This window comes from Pseudomonas sp., from assembly GCF_050739935.1.
Classification (GTDB): Bacteria; Pseudomonadota; Gammaproteobacteria; order Pseudomonadales; family Pseudomonadaceae; genus Aquipseudomonas.
This window is the reverse complement of the sequence record NZ_JBOICF010000111.1, coordinates 25,168-41,667: the sequence shown is the minus strand read 5'-3', so window position 1 is coordinate 41,667 and position 16,500 is coordinate 25,168. Positions and strand designations below refer to the sequence as shown.

General features: G+C 59.3%; 17 protein-coding genes and 1 tRNA gene. 5 read left to right on the top strand and 13 right to left on the bottom strand.

The genetic code is table 11. The annotated features are described in order from the left end of the window. Positions 1–21 precede the first annotated feature (21 nt). The 3 genes from ACRER8_RS22115 to ACRER8_RS22105 are packed head-to-tail and all read right to left on the bottom strand — an operon-like array spanning position 22 to position 3,729. Positions 22–1,353: an MmgE/PrpD family protein gene (locus tag ACRER8_RS22115; RefSeq protein WP_431748318.1), complete on the bottom strand. Its 1,332-nt coding sequence runs from the start codon at positions 1,351–1,353 to the stop codon at positions 22–24. Between the two features lie 28 nt (positions 1,354–1,381). After that, positions 1,382–2,689, bottom strand: a complete 1,308-nt coding sequence (locus ACRER8_RS22110) for an MFS transporter (protein ID WP_431748317.1) — start codon at positions 2,687–2,689, stop codon at positions 1,382–1,384. Between the two features lie 41 nt (positions 2,690–2,730). Next, positions 2,731–3,729: an alpha/beta fold hydrolase gene (locus ACRER8_RS22105; RefSeq protein ID WP_431748316.1), complete on the bottom strand. Its 999-nt coding sequence runs from the start codon at positions 3,727–3,729 to the stop codon at positions 2,731–2,733. 81 nt (positions 3,730–3,810) lie between these two features. Here ACRER8_RS22105 and ACRER8_RS22100 point away from each other — a divergent pair, with 81 nt between their 5' ends. Further along, a complete protein-coding gene (locus ACRER8_RS22100) occupies positions 3,811–4,263 on the top strand; it encodes a LysR family transcriptional regulator (protein WP_431748315.1) in 453 nt (150 codons plus the stop codon). A gap of 6 nt (positions 4,264–4,269) precedes the next feature. Then, complete coding sequence (locus ACRER8_RS22095; protein WP_431748371.1) at positions 4,270–4,707, top strand: LysR substrate-binding domain-containing protein; 438 nt, start codon at positions 4,270–4,272, stop codon at positions 4,705–4,707. Between the two features lie 2 nt (positions 4,708–4,709). Here the strand turns inward: ACRER8_RS22095 and ACRER8_RS22090 are convergent, their stop codons facing one another. Together ACRER8_RS22090 and ACRER8_RS22085 are read right to left on the bottom strand one after the other, a co-directional pair. Continuing rightward, positions 4,710–5,420: a glutathione binding-like protein gene (locus ACRER8_RS22090; RefSeq protein ID WP_431748314.1), complete on the bottom strand. Its 711-nt coding sequence runs from the start codon at positions 5,418–5,420 to the stop codon at positions 4,710–4,712. Then, on the bottom strand, positions 5,417–6,058 hold the full coding sequence (locus ACRER8_RS22085) for a TetR/AcrR family transcriptional regulator (protein ID WP_431748313.1): 642 nt from the start codon (positions 6,056–6,058) through the stop codon (positions 5,417–5,419). Before ACRER8_RS22085 ends, ACRER8_RS22090 begins: the two co-directional genes overlap by 4 nt. A gap of 127 nt (positions 6,059–6,185) precedes the next feature. On the opposite strand from ACRER8_RS22085, the gene ACRER8_RS22080 reads away from it, so the two are divergent. The 3 genes from ACRER8_RS22080 to ACRER8_RS22070 all read left to right on the top strand — a co-directional run bounded on the left by ACRER8_RS22080 (position 6,186) and on the right by ACRER8_RS22070 (position 9,520). After that, positions 6,186–6,890 carry a glutathione S-transferase family protein gene (locus ACRER8_RS22080; RefSeq protein ID WP_431748312.1) on the top strand — a complete coding sequence of 235 codons (705 nt, stop codon included), beginning with the start codon at positions 6,186–6,188 and terminating at the stop codon, positions 6,888–6,890. 536 nt (positions 6,891–7,426) lie between these two features. Next, entirely contained in the window at positions 7,427–8,440 is a 1,014-nt protein-coding gene (locus ACRER8_RS22075) for a C-terminal binding protein (RefSeq protein WP_431748311.1), read from the top strand. A gap of 201 nt (positions 8,441–8,641) precedes the next feature. Next, positions 8,642–9,520, top strand: coding sequence for a LysR family transcriptional regulator (locus ACRER8_RS22070; protein WP_431748310.1), 879 nt, complete (start codon positions 8,642–8,644; stop codon positions 9,518–9,520). 101 nt (positions 9,521–9,621) lie between these two features. Here the strand turns inward: ACRER8_RS22070 and ychF are convergent, their stop codons facing one another. The 8 genes from ychF to ACRER8_RS22030 all read right to left on the bottom strand — a co-directional run bounded on the left by ychF (position 9,622) and on the right by ACRER8_RS22030 (position 16,448). Beyond that, positions 9,622–10,722 (bottom strand): redox-regulated ATPase YchF, encoded by a 1,101-nt coding sequence (ychF, locus tag ACRER8_RS22065; RefSeq protein ID WP_074753529.1) that lies wholly within the window; start codon positions 10,720–10,722, stop codon positions 9,622–9,624. 21 nt (positions 10,723–10,743) lie between these two features. After that, entirely contained in the window at positions 10,744–11,328 is a 585-nt protein-coding gene (gene pth, locus ACRER8_RS22060; RefSeq protein ID WP_431748309.1) for an aminoacyl-tRNA hydrolase, read from the bottom strand. Positions 11,329–11,404: 76 nt separating this feature from the next. Further along, positions 11,405–12,007, bottom strand: a complete 603-nt coding sequence (locus tag ACRER8_RS22055) for a 50S ribosomal protein L25/general stress protein Ctc (protein WP_431748308.1) — start codon at positions 12,005–12,007, stop codon at positions 11,405–11,407. A gap of 139 nt (positions 12,008–12,146) precedes the next feature. Beyond that, positions 12,147–13,088 (bottom strand): ribose-phosphate pyrophosphokinase, encoded by a 942-nt coding sequence (locus ACRER8_RS22050; RefSeq protein WP_037018241.1) that lies wholly within the window; start codon positions 13,086–13,088, stop codon positions 12,147–12,149. A gap of 47 nt (positions 13,089–13,135) precedes the next feature. Next, positions 13,136–13,210 (bottom strand) — tRNA-Gln (locus ACRER8_RS22045). Between the two features lie 35 nt (positions 13,211–13,245). After that, entirely contained in the window at positions 13,246–14,097 is an 852-nt protein-coding gene (ispE, locus tag ACRER8_RS22040) for a 4-(cytidine 5'-diphospho)-2-C-methyl-D-erythritol kinase (protein WP_431748307.1), read from the bottom strand. A 2-nt stretch (positions 14,098–14,099) separates the two neighbouring features. Further along, positions 14,100–14,717 carry a lipoprotein insertase outer membrane protein LolB gene (gene lolB / locus ACRER8_RS22035; protein ID WP_431748306.1) on the bottom strand — a complete coding sequence of 206 codons (618 nt, stop codon included), beginning with the start codon at positions 14,715–14,717 and terminating at the stop codon, positions 14,100–14,102. 3 nt (positions 14,718–14,720) lie between these two features. Beyond that, positions 14,721–16,448, bottom strand: a complete 1,728-nt coding sequence (locus ACRER8_RS22030; protein ID WP_431748305.1) for a tetratricopeptide repeat protein — start codon at positions 16,446–16,448, stop codon at positions 14,721–14,723. Positions 16,449–16,500 lie beyond the last annotated feature (52 nt).

Sequence of the window (16,500 nt, the reverse complement as noted above, 5' to 3'; positions counted from 1 at the left end):
CGTTCAGGTTCGGATAACGGCTCACCCGCGAAGGAGGGTGGTGAGCTCTCGCAGATCGTTCATTGCAGGCAGGTCCAGCACCTGTTGTTCCACCCGAGCGGCGTTGTTGCCCAGGACCGGTTCTGCCAGGCGACGGTATTTCGCGACCACCTTCTCTCGGCTGGGTTTGAGGGTCGCGCCTTCGGAACCTTCGATAAACAAGCGCTCGCCGTTGTGCTCTATCTCAATCGTCACCGTGTCCTGGCGCGCAGGGTCCAGCACCAGATCGATACGCTCACCCAATGCCAGCACCTGCGCGTCGGCGTAGTTTTCATAGAAGCCGAACTCGTCGATAGGTCGGCCCAGCAGAGCGGCGGCGATGCAGAATCTGGCGCTGACCCTCGCCTTCAATGAGCTGGCATAAGGCGGCAGATTGGTGAACCCCGGGTTGGTGTAGGTCAGGTCGCAAACGGTGACCGTGACGCGATCGATCCTGTCGGGCTCAATGTGGCTGCGGGCAGCCAGCGCCAAGGTCAGGGCGACCGGGGTTTGAATGAAGATGCAGATCGGATATTCCTTGTAGACGGTATCCTCGAGCAGATAACGCTCCCCAAGATCGGCCGTTGCTGCATCGATATGATCGAGCGAGCGGGCGAATGCACGGTAAAAACCGGCCTCGCCCTCGAAGGCCAGCGGACTGGCGGTAGCACCCGCACGCGCCAGTAGTGCCGCGGTGACACCGTTGCGGCAAGCCATGCCCACATTCAGCTTCACATCCATAGTGCCGGTCAGAAAGCCGGCCCCGAAACCTGACGCGAACACGGCTGCACAACCAAGAGCGTTCGCTGTCTGCGCTTCGTCGAGCTTGAGCATTCTTGCTGCGCTGGCGGCAGCGCCGATGGTCCCGGCGACGCCGGTGGCACGGAACTGGGGCAGCATGGCGGGGCCCCCCAGATAAATACGGCCGACTACTTCGTAGCCCACTGCGACAGCGTCGATAAGGTCAGCGCCCGAACCGCCGAATTCGTCGGCAATCGCCAGGGCGGCCGGTAGCGTGACGGCACCAGGGTGCGACTTACAGAGAAAATCGTCCTGCGTGCGGCCGTTGACCAGCAAAGCGTTGATGAATGCGGCATCGACGGCCGGCACCGTGGCTGTGCGGCCAATGATGGAGGCGGGTCCGGCATTATTCCCCACCAGCTGTGCGGCCACAGTGGGAACTGGCAGGTCTGTGGCGGCAATGGCTGTGGAGAGCGTATCGAGGATGCGATCTTGCGTCAGCTGCGCAACGTTCGCTGGCACGCTGTCGCGCACGCTCGCACAAATGAAACGGGCGAATCGCTGGCTGATGCTTGAGGATGTTGGCTGGGACATTTCAGGTTTCTCCTAACACGCAAAGAATTCAGGCTTGTGCTTGTGCGGTAGCTGCAGCGCGCCGTTGCGATTGCCGGTACGCGAAGATAAGGCTGGCAATGAGTCCGCAAGCGGCGCCTACGCTCATCCAGATGCCAGGTGCCGCGCGGTTGTTCAGCACACTTACAAGCCAGGTCGCGATGGCAGGCGTGAAGCCACCGAATACCGCGGCGCTCACCCCGAACGCCAGAGAGAATGCTGCTGTGCGTATTTCCGGCGGCATGACTTCGGCCAGTGCGATGTACATCGCGCCGTTGTAGCCGGCATACAGGAACGACAACCACAGCGACACGATCAGCAGGTGCGTCAGGTTCGGTGTCTGAACCAACCACGACATGGCCGGATATGCGGTGGCGATCGCCAGAATCGAGAATCCGATCAGTACCGGCCAACGACCGACGCGGTCCGACAAGGCGCCCATGATCGGCAGCCAGAAGGCATTCGAGATACCCACGCCCAGCGCTGCCAGCAGGCTGTCGGCGGTCGACAGATGCAGCACCTTGTCACCGAAGGTCGGGGTGTAGACGGCAAGCAGGTAGAACGACACGTTGGTCATCGATACCAACAGGATGCCGGTCAACACCGTGCCGAAGTTGTGACCCAGTTGAGTGAAGATTTCCCGAGTTCCGGGACGTTTCTTGCGGGCCAGAAACTCACCAGATTCTTCCAGTGACCTGCGGATGATGAACAGAAACGGCACCATCAGGCAGCCGATCACAAACGGAATTCGCCAACCCCAGGAGGCGAGCACGTCAGGCGCCATCCAGGCATTCAGCGCATAGCCCAGCAGCGCTGCCAGAATCACTCCGACCTGCTGCGCGACCGATTGCCAGGCCACGTAGAAACCGCGGTGACCCGGAGTGGACATCTCTGCGAGATAGACCGCTACGCCGCCCAACTCCGCACCCGCGGAAAAACCTTGCAGCAGTCTCGCGAAGAGCACCAGCAGCGGGGCAAACAGCCCGATAGCGGAGTAATCTGGCGTGAAGCCGATGATCAACGTCGCCACGGCCATCATCGCCAGGGTGACGATCAAGCCTTTGCGCCTTCCGACACGGTCGATATATCCGCCAAGAATGATTCCGCCGAGAGGACGCATCAAAAAACCGGCGCCGAAAGTGGCGAACGTGAGCATCAGCGAGGCAAATTCATCGCTGGACGGGAAGAACGCTCTGGCGATGTGCGGAGCGTAGAAACCGAACAGGATGAAGTCGAACATTTCCAGGAAATGGCCGCTGGTGACGCGCAGTACGGTCTTGATCTGCCGTAGGCGACTGGTCTGGGTCTGTGGGGTCATGCTCACCTCTTCTTCTGATGACTGTGGAGCGCTGAGCGGGGTCATTGGGGATTCGCCAAGGTGTGTTCGATGAAGGCCGCCGTCGCGCGTGCGCAGGCATCCGGGTGGGTGGCGGCGATATGAAAACTGTTGGCGGCGATGGGCATCAGCGAGGAGTGAGGCACGCGCCGCTGCAATTGCTCGATCTCGGCCTGGGCCGGCCGCTGGCTGTAGGTGCCGGTGGCCTCGGAAGGAGAGGGGCTTTGGCCGGCGACGATGAACAGGGTCGGGCAGGTCACTGACTCTGGCGCGCTCGGCCCATGCAGTGTCGAGAGCATGCGCAAACTGGCCACGACGGTGCGCGAAGGGGCTGCACTCATCAGCGCGATCCACCACCCAAGCGCGGCCGGCGACAGGGCGTCGGCCATCCGTCCTTGCATGGTGGCGCGGGTCCAGGTCTCCACACCGTGGTTTTCCACCAGCGCAACCCATTCGTCCAGCCATGGGCTCAGCGCTCGGCTCGGGGAGGGGAGCATGCCGGCTAGCGTCATGGAAACGATCCGCGGATCGCCGCGCTGCGCCAGTTCGAACGCGATCTGCGCTCCGAGCTTGGTCGCCACAAGATGCACGCGTCGGCAGTCCACGCTGTCCAGCAGCGCTTGCAGATCGTCCGCCCAGTCCGTTATCGAAAACGTTGTCTGCTCAGGGAGTGGCGACGACTGGCCGTAACCACGTAAATCGGGCCGAAGCACCCGGTGCTGGCGTGCCAGATAAGGCACCCATGGCGCCCAGATGCGTCCGTCCTCGGCGATGCCATGGATCATCAGCACATCATCAGGCGTGCTCCAGGGATCGGTGTAGGCATCATCGATATGGCAATGCAGATGCGCGTCTGTGGCGACGCGAAAACGCGCACAGGAGGGGGCGGGCATGTGGTTTCTCCACTGTTTTTCTTGTTGGTCTGGCTGTCCGGTGAAGGGCAGCACCAGCACGCTGACATGGTGGCAGTAGGCTGCTTCTGGTGCCTTGCACAATACTCGGCGGCCCCTGACGCGCACCATCGACATTTCCTTTGCCAAGGGCGCACAATTTGTTCGCTCGGTATTTTTGCTCTGCCTTCCAACCTGCCAGGAGAGATCAACGTGCGTCGAATTCCGCCGCTCAACGCGTTGCGCGCCTTTGAAACCGTCGCGCGAGCGGGCACCTTGACCCAGGCCGGGGAAGAGCTGTTGGTGACACCCACTGCAGTGGGGCGCCACATCAAGAATCTTGAGGACATTCTCGGTGTCACGCTGTTCGAGCGCGAGGGCGGCTTGCTGATTCTGACAGCCCAGGGTCGCCAATATGCGCGCTCGCTGGGGAGGGCTTTCGAACTGATCGCCGATGCCACAGAGGTACTGATCGGCAACAAAAGCCGTACACCCGTGACCTTGCGCGCCTACACAACCTTTCTGGTGCGCTGGCTGATTCCGCAGTTACCCGATTTCCAACGCACTCATCCGCACGTCGAACTGCGCCTCACCGCTGCGTTTGACGCCGTCGATTTCGCTCGCGATTCGGTGGACCTGGGAGTCCGTTATGGCGACGGTCAATGACCGGGACTGCACGTCACCCCGCTGTTCAGCGATGAGATGGTGGCCGTCGGCAATAGTGCGATGCGTGATCGTTTCGCCAGCATGTCTGCCGAAGAAGCCTTCGCTTCTTCCTCGCTGCTGGTGCATACCCTTAGGCTGGACGACTGGCCTGACTGGTTCGAAGTGGCTGGACTGGGCGAGGTGATCCCGTCCCATCGGGTGCCGCTGGACGACATGTCGCTGATCTATCAGGGCGTGCTCGACGGCATGGGCGTGGGGTTGTCGCAACGTCGTTACGTCCAACAGGACGTGGCGGACGGGAAAATGTACCTGCTGTCGCCAGCGGTACTGAAGCGACAACGCGGTTTTCACTTGGTATGCCTGCCGGAAACAGTGCGTAAACCCGCTGTGCAGGCATTTATCGCCTGGATCAACGCACGACTCCAGGACGACGCCAACAGATGAATTCAGGGCTGCTTGTTCACGCCTGCTGAGGTCTGCCCGAACAGAATCTTCTTGCCTTCCTCGGTTACCGAGGCGCGGTTCTGAGACAACGCTTCGCCTTTGGCATATGCGCGCGCCGTCGCAGGGCGGGCCTGGATCGCGTAGAACCAGCGCTTGAGGTTCGGGAAGTCGTCCAGGTTCTGTTGCTGACGCTGCCATGGCACGACCCACGGATACGCTGCGATGTCGGCGATAGAGTAGTCATCCCCGGCGATGAACGTGCGGCCCTCAAGTCGGCGATTCAGCACGCCATACAAGCGGTTCGTTTCGTTGACGTAGCGGTTTATCGCATACGGCAGCTTTTCCGGCGCATACACGCCGAAGTGATGATTCTGACCGGCCATCGGCCCCAATCCACCCATTTGCCACATCAGCCATTCGGTCACGGTTTTCTTGCCGCGAACATCGGCAGGCATGAGCTGGCCGGTCTTTTCTGCCAGATACAACAGAATCGCGCCGGACTCGAAAACCGTGATCGGTTCGCCGCCGTCTGCCGGCGCGGTGTCGATGATCGCCGGCATCCGGTTGTTCGGCGAGAACGCCAGAAATTCAGGCTTGAACTGATCGCCAGCGCTGATATCCACAGGGTGAATGCGGTATTCCAGACCGGTCTCTTCGAGGAACAGGGTGATTTTGTGCCCGTTGGGCGTGGGCCAGTAATAGAGCTCGATCATCGGTTTTGTTCCATGACGGGAGGATGAGTGGGAGCAGATGCCATGGCCGGCACATCTGCATCGAGCAAAGCCAGGACAGGCCTGACGACGCTCTCCAGCAACGGGCGCTGAGGCTTGGCGCGTGCCAGAACACGAATGCCCAACAAGACACCGAGCAACAACCGGCCCAGGTCTGCGGCGGGTTGTGCGCGGGAAATGCTGCCGTCGTTCTGACCGGCCTGTACACAGCGGTGGAAAAAGCCCTCGGCGCGAGTCAGGAAGTCATTGACGATTTCTTGTGCCTCAGGGGCATCGGGCGCGACTTCAAGGGCCGAGTTCACCATCATGCAGCCGCGATGCAACGAGTCGTTCATCGAACGATCGATGACCTCCACAAAAAACATTTCAATCGCCTGTCGAGGCGGCAGGGTGCTTTCAAGTCGGCGAACCCGCTCGCCGAAGCTGCTTTCCAGGTAGTGCTGCAGCGCCCGGCGATACAACGAGCGTTTATCACCGAAGGCGTTGTAGACACTGGCACCGGTGATGCCCATGCGGTCGATCAGATCGCGCATCGATGTAGCTTCGAAGCCCTTGCCCCAGAAACACTGGATTGCGGCATCGAGGACGATGGCTTCGTCGAATTCTCTTGGTCTGGCCATTACTGACTTCCTGGCGAGGCAAACACGGGTGTTGCGAACTGCTTCCCGGTTCGCCTAATCTAAAACAATCGTTCTAAAACGCAAGATCGTTTTCTTTTTCGACTCACGCCCACAAGAGATGAACGCCATGATTCGCTTTTATTTCCATCCGACACCCAATCCTGCCAAGGTCGCTCTGTTTCTCGAGGAGTCGGGGTTGCCCTATGAACTGGTGCCCGTAGACACCAGTAAGGGCGAGCAGCATCTGCCCGAGTTTCGCGCCGTGAACCCCAACGGCAAGGTCCCGGCCATCATCGACACCGAAGGTCCGGGTGGCAAAGAAGTGCGGGTGTTCGATTCCAGCGCGATCCTGCTTTATCTGGGCGAGAAGACCGGGCAGTTTCTGGGTGCCCCCGAAGACAAGCCGGAATTGCTTTCCTGGCTGTTCTTCATTGCATCGGGGCTGGGGCCGTTTTCCGGGCAGGCGGTGCATTTCCAGTACGCGGCGCCGGAAGGGAATGACTACGCGGTAAACCGTTATCGTCGGGAAATCGAACGCCACTATGAGGTCCTCGACACACATCTGGCCAACCGTGAATACATCGTTGGCGATCAATACACCCTCGCCGACATTTCCACCTGGGGTTGGCTGATCCGCGCGCCTCGCGTGATGAAGGGGGCGGAAGATGCGCTGGCCGACTTCCCTTATCTCAAGCGCTGGTTCCAACGCGTCGACGCCCGCCCGGCGGCCGTGAGAGCGCGTGATGTGGGCAAGGAACTGACCTTCAAGAAAGACCTGGATGAGGAGGCAAGACGTGCGCTGTTTCCTTCGAATTATCCGAAGGCGGGTTGAGCAGGCTTGAAATAATCGCGCTTAAAAAGCTCCCTTCCGGGAGCTTTTTTGCATACGAGCCGCTGGCAACTTGAATGACGGGCAGGGATCCGCTGCCGATGGTCATCATTACGCCCAATGCGACATACGTCGCCCACGGACCTCATAAAACCTGAGGTCTGAACGCAGTTTCTGCACCTTGGACGAGGCGCCTGCCCACGTCATATTCGAGGCCAGCCAAACACTCAAGCGGGCTGCCACATGGTCTCTACCTCGGTCGAGTGAACGTGTCATTCGCCAACGTCAGTGAACTCGCATTATCAGCAGCACCCCCGCCGGTATTGGTCGCGCCTGATCCAAACCTGGGTATTTTGCAACGCACTGCGCATGAAGTTGGCGGGCGGTCGAACGCCCTGGCGCGGAAGGTGGGGCGTCGTCGCGTCACTGCCAACGGGAATATGCCGGGCCAGGTTCTGTCGTGTTGTTCATTCCCCCGAAACTCCTTGCGCCTCATGTGCCGCCGCATTCGAGGAGCCAGTGCATAGAAGAAGGTCACCATGAGTAGGCAGTACAAAATTGGCATCATTGATCCTCAGTTTTCCGATGATCTCTCGTTGGAGCAGAGCGTGGCGGGAGAGCTTGCCCAGGTTCTGACATTCCGTCCTGAGGAGCTCGAGCTCCGTGCATCCGAACTAAGCGAACTCGACGGCATCGTTCATTGCCGCAGCCGCAACAAGCTTGGGGCCGGCTTGATCGCACAGATGCAGAACGTGAAAGTTGTGGTGCAGGCTGGCGTCGGCACGGATCACATCGATATTTCAGCCTGCAGTCGACGCAAGATCCCGGTATGCAACGTACCGGACTACGGTACTCGTGAGATCGCCGACCATGCCATTGCTCTGATGCTCACCTTGCGCCGCGGTATTGCTGCCTATGACGAGCAAATTCGCCAGGGAAGCTGGTCTCCCTTTGCCCTGACGGGGGCCACGATTCGTCGGATCTGTGGACAAACGCTCGGCATTGTCGGCCTGGGAAGCATTGGTATGGCGGTCGCTCTGCGCGCGAAAGCCTTCGGCATGCGGGTGATGTTCCATGACCCGTTCGCAGCACCAGGCCAGGATCTGGCGTTGGGGTTGGAGAAAGCGCCATCGTTCGATGCCTTGCTGTCCGCCAGCGATGTCATCAGCCTGCATTGCCCGCTGACCACTAGCACTCGTCACCTGATCAATGCCCAGACCATCGGCCGATGCCGCGCTGGCGCGGTGATCATCAACACCTCCCGAGGCGAGGTGGTGGATTTGGACGCATTGCATGATGGGCTGAGATCCGGCCAGCTCAGTGGGGCCGGCCTGGACGTGTTACCCAGCGAGCCAGCAGACCGAGACCATCCGTTAATCGCTGCCTGGGCGTCCCGGGAGCCTTGGCTGGATGGGCGTTTGCTACTTACACCCCACGCGGCGTTCTTCAGCCCCGAGAGCGTTGAAGACTTGCGGCGCCTGGCGATTACCACTGTCGTAGACTTTTTGCGGGACGGCACACTGCGGGCGTGTATCAACCAGCGCGAATGTTGAAGGGTGGCATGCAGGTTGATCGACAGGCCGGGTCTCGACTTTGCCCGCACTGTGGCTAATGGTGGTGGGGCAGGCTTCAATCTCAGGATATCTGGATAAGATACCCGGTAAGGCGAGGGCAACATGACCTTGACTTTAATGAGTCATCTGCGCGCCTGATCAGCCTATAGCGGGCTCATGCAAAGAGAGGCGAGGACGGTAGTGGATTCTGTCTTTTTGAAAAGTTTTATCGGGGTGATCCAACACGGCTCCATCGCCGGTGCCGCGCGCCAACTCAATCTCGCACCGGGGACTATCACCTTGCGCGTGAAAGCGCTGGAAAAAGAATTTGGCACCGCGTTGGTGCAGCGCGTCGGCAGGACGGTTGTGGCGACCGAAGCCGGAGCTCGTGTATTTGCCCAGGCTCGGGCGGTGATACGCGATATTGACGACTTGCGCGGCTTGGCCACCAGCCAGGAAATGGTCGGGCAGTTGAGGCTGGGCGTCATTGCTTCTGCCGCCTCGTGTCTACTGCCTCATACCCTACGGGAATTTGACCAGCATCACCCAACCGCCAAGGTGTCAGTCAAACGGGATTCCTCCAGCAACTTATATCTTGCGGTTTGTGAAGACGTATTGGATGCCGCGCTGATGGTGGAGCCGCATTTCGGCATTCCAAAAAGCTGTCAGTGGCAACCGCTTGACGAGGAACCGTTAATTTTGCTCACCAGCTCTCAGCTGATGCCCGATGACCCGCACGCTATTTTGGCCAAGGAGCGGCTTATACGCTACGACCGCAGCTATTGGGGGGCACGTATCGCCGAAGACTACTTATACCGAGCGCAGATCGAGATCCCGAGTTACTACGAAGTAAATGCGCTGGACAATGTCGCACAGTTCGTAGAACAGGGTCTCGGGGTATCCCTGGTCCCTGATTGGGCAGGGCCCTGGGCAGAGGGGCATGCTCTTATCAAGCGAAGCCTGCCGGTGCCCAGTCCTCGTCGCGTTATCGGGCTATTGTGGTCCAGCTCCGCAGTGCGCCAGCGGCAGATCCGCGCGTTACTCAGCTGCGCCGAACGTGTGCTGGCTCGCTGGCGTTGAGCGAGTCGTCGCTACAAAGCGAAAGCCCCCAATAATGGGGGCTTTCGAGGAGGATCAAGGACCGCGGTGACCTTGATCGATCACATACGTTGCAATTGCGGCTAGACGTTAAACCGGAAGTGCAGAACATCACCGTCCTTGACGATGTAGTCCTTGCCTTCCAGGCGCCATTTACCTGCTTCCTTGGCGCCGGCCTCACCTTTGTACTGGATGAAGTCGTTGTAGGCGACGCATTCGGCGCGGATAAAGCCTTTTTCGAAGTCGGTGTGGATCACGCCAGCGGCTTGTGGTGCGGTGGCACCGACGCGGACGGTCCAGGCGCGGACCTCTTCGACACCGGCGGTGAAGTAGGTCTGCAGGTGCAGCATTTCGTAGCCTGCGCGGATCACGCGGTTCAGACCAGGCTCTTCGAGGCCCAGCGCTTCGAGGAACATGTCTTTTTCTTCACCGTCGTCGAGTTCGGCGATTTCAGCCTCGATCTTGTTACAGACCGGCACCAGCATGGCGCCTTCTTCTTCGGCGATGGCGCGAACCACGTCCAGGTGCGGGTTGTTCTCGAAACCGTCTTCAGCCACGTTGGCGATGTACATGACAGGCTTGGTGGTCAGCAGATGGAAGCCCTTGATCACGGCCTTCTCATCGGCGCCCATGTTCTTCATCAGGCTGCGCGCAGGCTTGCCTTCGGTGAAGTGAGCGATGAGTTTTTCCAGCAGGCCTTTCTGAACCACTGCGTCCTTGTCGCCGCCCTTGGCATTGCGCGCGACTTTCTGCAGCTGTTTTTCGCAGCTGTCGAGGTCGGCGAAGATCAGTTCCAGATCGATGATCTCGATGTCGCGCTTCGGGTCGACGCTGTTGGAGACGTGAATCACGTTCTCGTCTTCGAAGCAGCGGACCACGTGGGCGATGGCGTCGGTTTCGCGGATGTTGGCCAGGAACTTGTTGCCCAGACCTTCACCTTTCGAAGCGCCCGCTACCAGACCGGCGATGTCGACGAACTCCATCGTGGTCGGCAGGATACGCTTCGGATTGACGATATCGGCCAGTGCCTGAAGGCGTGGATCAGGCATGGCGACGATGCCGCTGTTCGGTTCGATGGTGCAGAAGGGAAAGTTCTCCGCCGCGATACCGGATTTGGTCAGGGCGTTGAACAGGGTGGACTTGCCGACGTTGGGCAGGCCGACGATGCCGCAGTTGAATCCCATGATGTTTCCCCTCGAGTGATGTCAGGCCTTCTGGCTGTGCAGGACGCGCATCGCCTTGGCGAAGTCGCCTGCGAGGACATCCGGCAGCACGCCGAGGGCAAAGTCGATACTGGCGTCCAGTTTTTCCTGTTCGGCGCGCGGCGCACGACCCAAGACAAAATTGGAAACCAGGCTGGCATCGCCGGGATGGCCGATACCAAGCCGCAGGCGATGAAAGCCGTTCTGATTGCCGAGCTGCGCGATGATGTCGCGCAGACCGTTATGCCCGCCGTGGCCGCCACCCAGTTTGAGTTTGGCAACGCCCGGAGGCAGGTCGAGTTCGTCGTGAGCCACCAGAATGGCCTGCGGTGGGATCCGGAAGAAACCCGCCAACGCCGCAACGGATTGGCCGCTACGGTTCATATAGGTGGTGGGGATCAACAGACGAACGTCTTGGCCCTGATGGCTGAATTTAGCCGTCAGGCCGAAATACTTGCGGTCAGCGGTCAGATTGACGCGCTGGGCGCTGGCAATATGCTCAACGAAAAGAGCCCCTGCGTTATGCCGGGTCTGTTCGTATTCGGGGCCTGGATTTCCCAGGCCGACGATCAGTTGGATGGCGGTCACGTCAGGGGCTCTTCCTTGGGTCGAGAGTGATGATGCAGCGCACCATCACTGGTTCAACCGGCGTGCGAGTAATGAATTACTCGGCTGCGCCTTCTTCAGCATCTTCAGTTGGAACGATGCGTGGAGCGTGGACGTTGGCGATAGCCAGGTCGGTACCGTGCGCCAGAGCAACGAACTCAACACCGTTCGGTGCTTTCAGGTCGGACAGGTGGACGTTGTCGCCAACTTCCAGTGCGCCCAGATCCACTTCGATGAACTCAGGCAGGTCTTTAGGCAGGCAGGTCACTTCCAGCTCAGTGGTAGTGTGCGAGATCTCGCCGCCTTTCTTGACCGGCGCTTCTTCGTTGATGAAGTGCACAGGAACGGTTGCAGTCAGCTTCTGGCCCGCAACAACGCGGATGAAGTCGGCGTGCATGATGAATTGCTTGGCAGGGTGACGTTGCATCGCTTTAACGATCACGTTCTGCTTGGCGCCATCAACGCTCAGTTCGATTACGTGGCTGAAAGCAGCTTCGTTTTCGAACAGCTTGGCCATTTCCTTGGCTTCGATGGTGATCGAAGCAGCGTCTTCGTTACCACCGTAAACAACGGCTGGAACTTGCTTCGCGTGACGCAGGCGGCGGCTCGCACCTTTCCCCAGGTCAGTACGCGCTTGGGCGTTCAGAGTAAACTCGTTCATTTTGTATCTCCAAAATAGCCATTACCGAGCGACGTTTGCGACCAGCGCCAACACGGTATGGGCAAAAAAGCCCCGCCCCAACAGTGATTGTTGGGGCGGGGCGCTTTTCGTCAACGGATGGTTCGAAAGGGCAGGGCCCTTAGCGGAACATCGCGCTGATCGATTCTTCATTGCTGATGCGACGCATCGCCTCAGCGACTACCGGTGCGATATCCAGTTGACGGATACGGTCACAGGCTTGTGCTGCAGCGGACAACGGGATGGTATTCGTAACCACCAGTTCGTCCAGCACGGAATTTTCGATGTTCTCGATCGCACGACCCGACAGCACAGGATGTGTGCAGTAGGCAAAGACCTTGGCGGCGCCATGTTCTTTCAGGGCCTTGGCCGCGTGGCACAGGGTGCCTGCGGTATCGACCATGTCGTCGACCAGAATACAGGTACGACCTTCGACGTCGCCGATGATGTGCATCACTTCGGAGTGATTGGCCTTCTCACGGCGCTTGTCGATGATCCCGAGATCAACACCCAGGGATTTGGCGACAGCGCGTGCACGCACGACTCCGCCGATATCCGGGGAAACGATCATCAGGTTTTCGAAGCGTTGGTCTTCGATGTCATCCACCAGAACCGGGGAGCCGTAGATGTTATCTACCGGGATATCGAAGAAACCCTGAATCTGGTCAGCGTGCAGGTCAACGGTCAGCACACGGTCGATACCGACGACAGTGAGCATGTCCGCAACCACCTTGGCGCTGATAGCCACACGTGCGGAACGCGGACGGCGATCCTGACGGGCATAACCAAAGTAAGGGATAACAGCGGTGATACGAGTAGCCGAGGAGCGGCGGAAGGCATCAGCCATCACGACGAGTTCCATCAGGTTATCGTTGGTCGGAGCGCAGGTCGGCTGAATAATGAAGACGTCTTTGCCGCGAACGTTTTCATTGATCTCAGCGGTAATTTCGCCGTCGGAGAATTTACCGACAGAGATGTCACCGAGAGGGATATGCAGCTGACGTACGACACGCCGAGCCAGATCGGGGTTGGCGTTCCCCGTAAAGACCATCATCTTGGACACGCGCAGTACCTGGAGGCTTAGGGTATGCCTGGATGACTATAGGAAAATGGCAGGGGCGGCTGGATTCGAACCAACGCATGGCAGGATCAAAACCTGCTGCCTTACCGCTTGGCGACGCCCCTGTATCTGTTGCACGAGTGCCTGGCACTCGGTTCTCTTAGAGCAGTGTTTGCAACTTGCGGTGCAACATCGAGATGTTGCTGCCTTTGGCTACAAACCCTGTAAGGGTCTCTGTAAGAAGGGCCGAGACTTTATCAGCTTCAGCTTTGTTTGGGAAGGCCCCAAACACACAACTTCCAGTTCCGGTTAATTTTGCTTCGGTAAATTTACCTAACAAATTCAGTGCGTTACGAACATCTGGGTAACGCCTTGCTACAACCGGTAAGCAGTCATTTCGACTGTTTCCCTTGGGAACGGGGCGCACTTTAATGGGCGGCGTGTCACGTGTCAACAGTGGATCTGAAAAAATTTCTGCTGTACTTACAGATACTTGCGGCACAAGCACGACATACCACGGTTCTTCGGGCGTAACAGGGGTAAGGATTTCGCCGACACCCTCAGCAAATGCGGCATGTCCACGCACGAAAACCGGCACGTCAGCCCCGAGCTTGAGCCCCAGCGCGGCAAGACGATCTTCATCCCAGCCCAGTTGCCAAAGGTGATTGAGACCCAGCAGCGTCGTGGCGGCATCCGAACTACCGCCGCCAATACCGCCGCCCATGGGCAGCACTTTCTTCAGCCAGATGTCGACGCCCAGTGGCGAGCCGGATTGCTCTTTAAGTGTGCGAGCAGCTTTGACGATCAGATTACTGTCGTGGGGAACGTCGGCAATTTCCGTCTGCAATCGAACTTCGCCGTCTTCGCGCAGGGCAAAGCTCAGTTCATCGCCGTAATCGAGAAACTGAAAAATGGTTTGCAGCTCGTGATAACCGTCAGCTCGACGGCCGAGAATGTGCAGCATCAGGTTTAGCTTCGCAGGTGCAGGCAATGTCAGCAGTGGCCGGGACATGGTCATTGCCCCAATTTGCGCGGTTGCCAGTCCTTGATGACCAGCGTGACGTCCAGATCCTGGCCGTGCAGTTTCATCCGCTCAGGCAACCAGTAGCCGTTTTGTTCGGTGTAGCTCAGATATTCGATCTGCCAGCCGTCCTGTTCCAGATTGGACAGGCGACTGTCAGCGTCCAGGGTCAGGCTGCTTTTGCTGTCAGGGGCGGGCAGGCCGCGCACCCACCAGACCAGATGCGACACAGGCAGTTTCCACCCCAGTTGGTCCTTGAGCAGGGTTTCCGGATCAGGCGCGTCGTAACGGCCCTGATTGGCGACTTCCAGCGAAACCGCGCCGGGGCGGCCAGTCAGGCGCGCCGCGCCGCGACCGAGCGGACCTGAGAGGCGAATGTCGTAGTAGTCCTGGCGTTGTAGCCAGAACAGCGTGCCGCTGCCGGAGTCCTTCGGTGCACGAATGCCGACCTTCCCGTTGATCTGCCAGCCGTCAAGACTGGCGAGCTGTTCCTTGTTGACCCGCCATTTGCTGGCGTCGCCCTTGCCCTGCACGGCTTCATGGGAAGTGATACCGGCGCAACCGGCGAGCAGGGCGATCAAACTGAATGCGAGTATGTGGCGCAATAACATAAATCAAAGAGTCTCGGAGCCGGTCAGGCGTTTGAGGGTGCTGCGCAGGACCGGGCTGTCAGGTTGTTGTTCGAGGGCCTTGCCCCACACTTTGCGGGCTTCGCGCTGTTCGCCCTTGGCCCAGAGCACTTCGCCCAGGTGCGCGGCGACTTCGTGATCGGGGTAACGCTCCAATGCTTCACGCAGCAGGCGCTCGGCTTCGTCGAGGTTGCCCAGTCGGTAATTGACCCAGCCCAGACTGTCGAGCACGGCCGGATCGTCCGGGTTCAACTGGTGGGCGCGTTCGATCAATTCCTTGGCTTCGGCGTAGCGCGTGGTGCGATCGGACAGGGTGTAGCCCAATGCATTCAAAGCCATGGCGTTGTCCGGCTCGCGCTTGAGAATCGCCCGCAGATCGGTCTCCATCTGCTTCAGATCGTCCCGTTTTTCGGCCAGCATCGCGCGGGTGTAGAGCAGATTCAGATCGTCCGGGTATTGCTTGAGCGCCTGAGTCAGCACTTGCCAGCCGCGCTCGCTCTGGTTGTTGTTGGTCAGCGTTTCGGCCTCGATCAGGTACAGCTGGATGGTGTAGTCCGGCTGATCGGCACGGGCCTGGGCCAGACGTTTCGAGGCTTCGGCGGTGCTGCCGTTGCTCATCAGAATATCGGCCTGGCGAAGTTGCGCTGGCAGATAGTCGCTGCCGGGACCGACCTGGGCATATTCGCTCAGCGCGTTTTGCGGATCGCTGCGCTCTTCATAGATGCGGCCGAGGTTCACATGAGCCGAGTCGACGTGGCTGCCACGGGCGACCAGATCTTCCAGATAGCCTTGCGCTTCATCCCAGGCCTTGTTTTCCAGGCAAACCAGCGCCAGCGAGTAACGCAGTTCGTCGTCGTCCGGGTACTGCTGAACGAGGCTGGAGAACTGCACTTTGGCGTCTTCCATGCGGTTCTGCTCAACCAGCATGCGGGCGTAAGTCAGGCGCAGGCGTTTGTCGTCCGGGTATTTCTTGATGCTCTTTTCCAGCAGCGGCATCGCTTCCTTGCCACGATTCATGCTTTGCAGCAGGCGTGCGCGCAGAAGAATCGGCGCGACCTCACCTTCACCTGGCGGGTTGTCTTCAAGCAGCTTGAGTGAAGCCGCGCTGTCGCCTTCCTGTTGCAGCAACAGCGCCTTGCCGAAAATCAGCTGGCCGTTTTTAGGGTATTTGGCGAGCAGACGGTCAAAGCTGTTGAGCAAGCCCTTGCGCGTGTCGGAGTCGGTTTCTGCCGCCGACAGCGCGAGGAAATCGAAATGGGTATCGCCCTGACCCTGCAGAACCTTCTCCATATAACGCATGGAGTCGTCGTAGCGACCGGCGCGGGCCAGCTGGATGGCGGCGGCGCGTTGTGCTTCCAGGTTGTCCGGGTCATTCCTGGCCCAGATCATCGAAGTATCCAGCGCGGCCTGATCGGCGCCCAGATACTCAGCGATACGGAAGGCCCGCTCGGAAATTCCCGGATCCTGAGTCTGTATCGCCTGGGTCACGTAGTTGTCCAGCGCAATATCGAACCGATTGCGCTGCCCAGCGAGTTCGGCGGTCAGCAGACTGACAACCGTTTCCTGGCTGAACGAACCATAAACCTGCGGCTTGGCATCAGGCGTGGGCGTCGCTTCTTTCGCCGGAGCAGCAGGCTCCGTGGAAACAGGGGCCGTAGACTGACAGCCACCAAGAACGACAAGGGCAAGGAACAACGCGGAGGATTTATTCATATAGGAGAGAGGGCGGCTTACCTGCGGTTTGAAAGCATCATGACACAAGGCA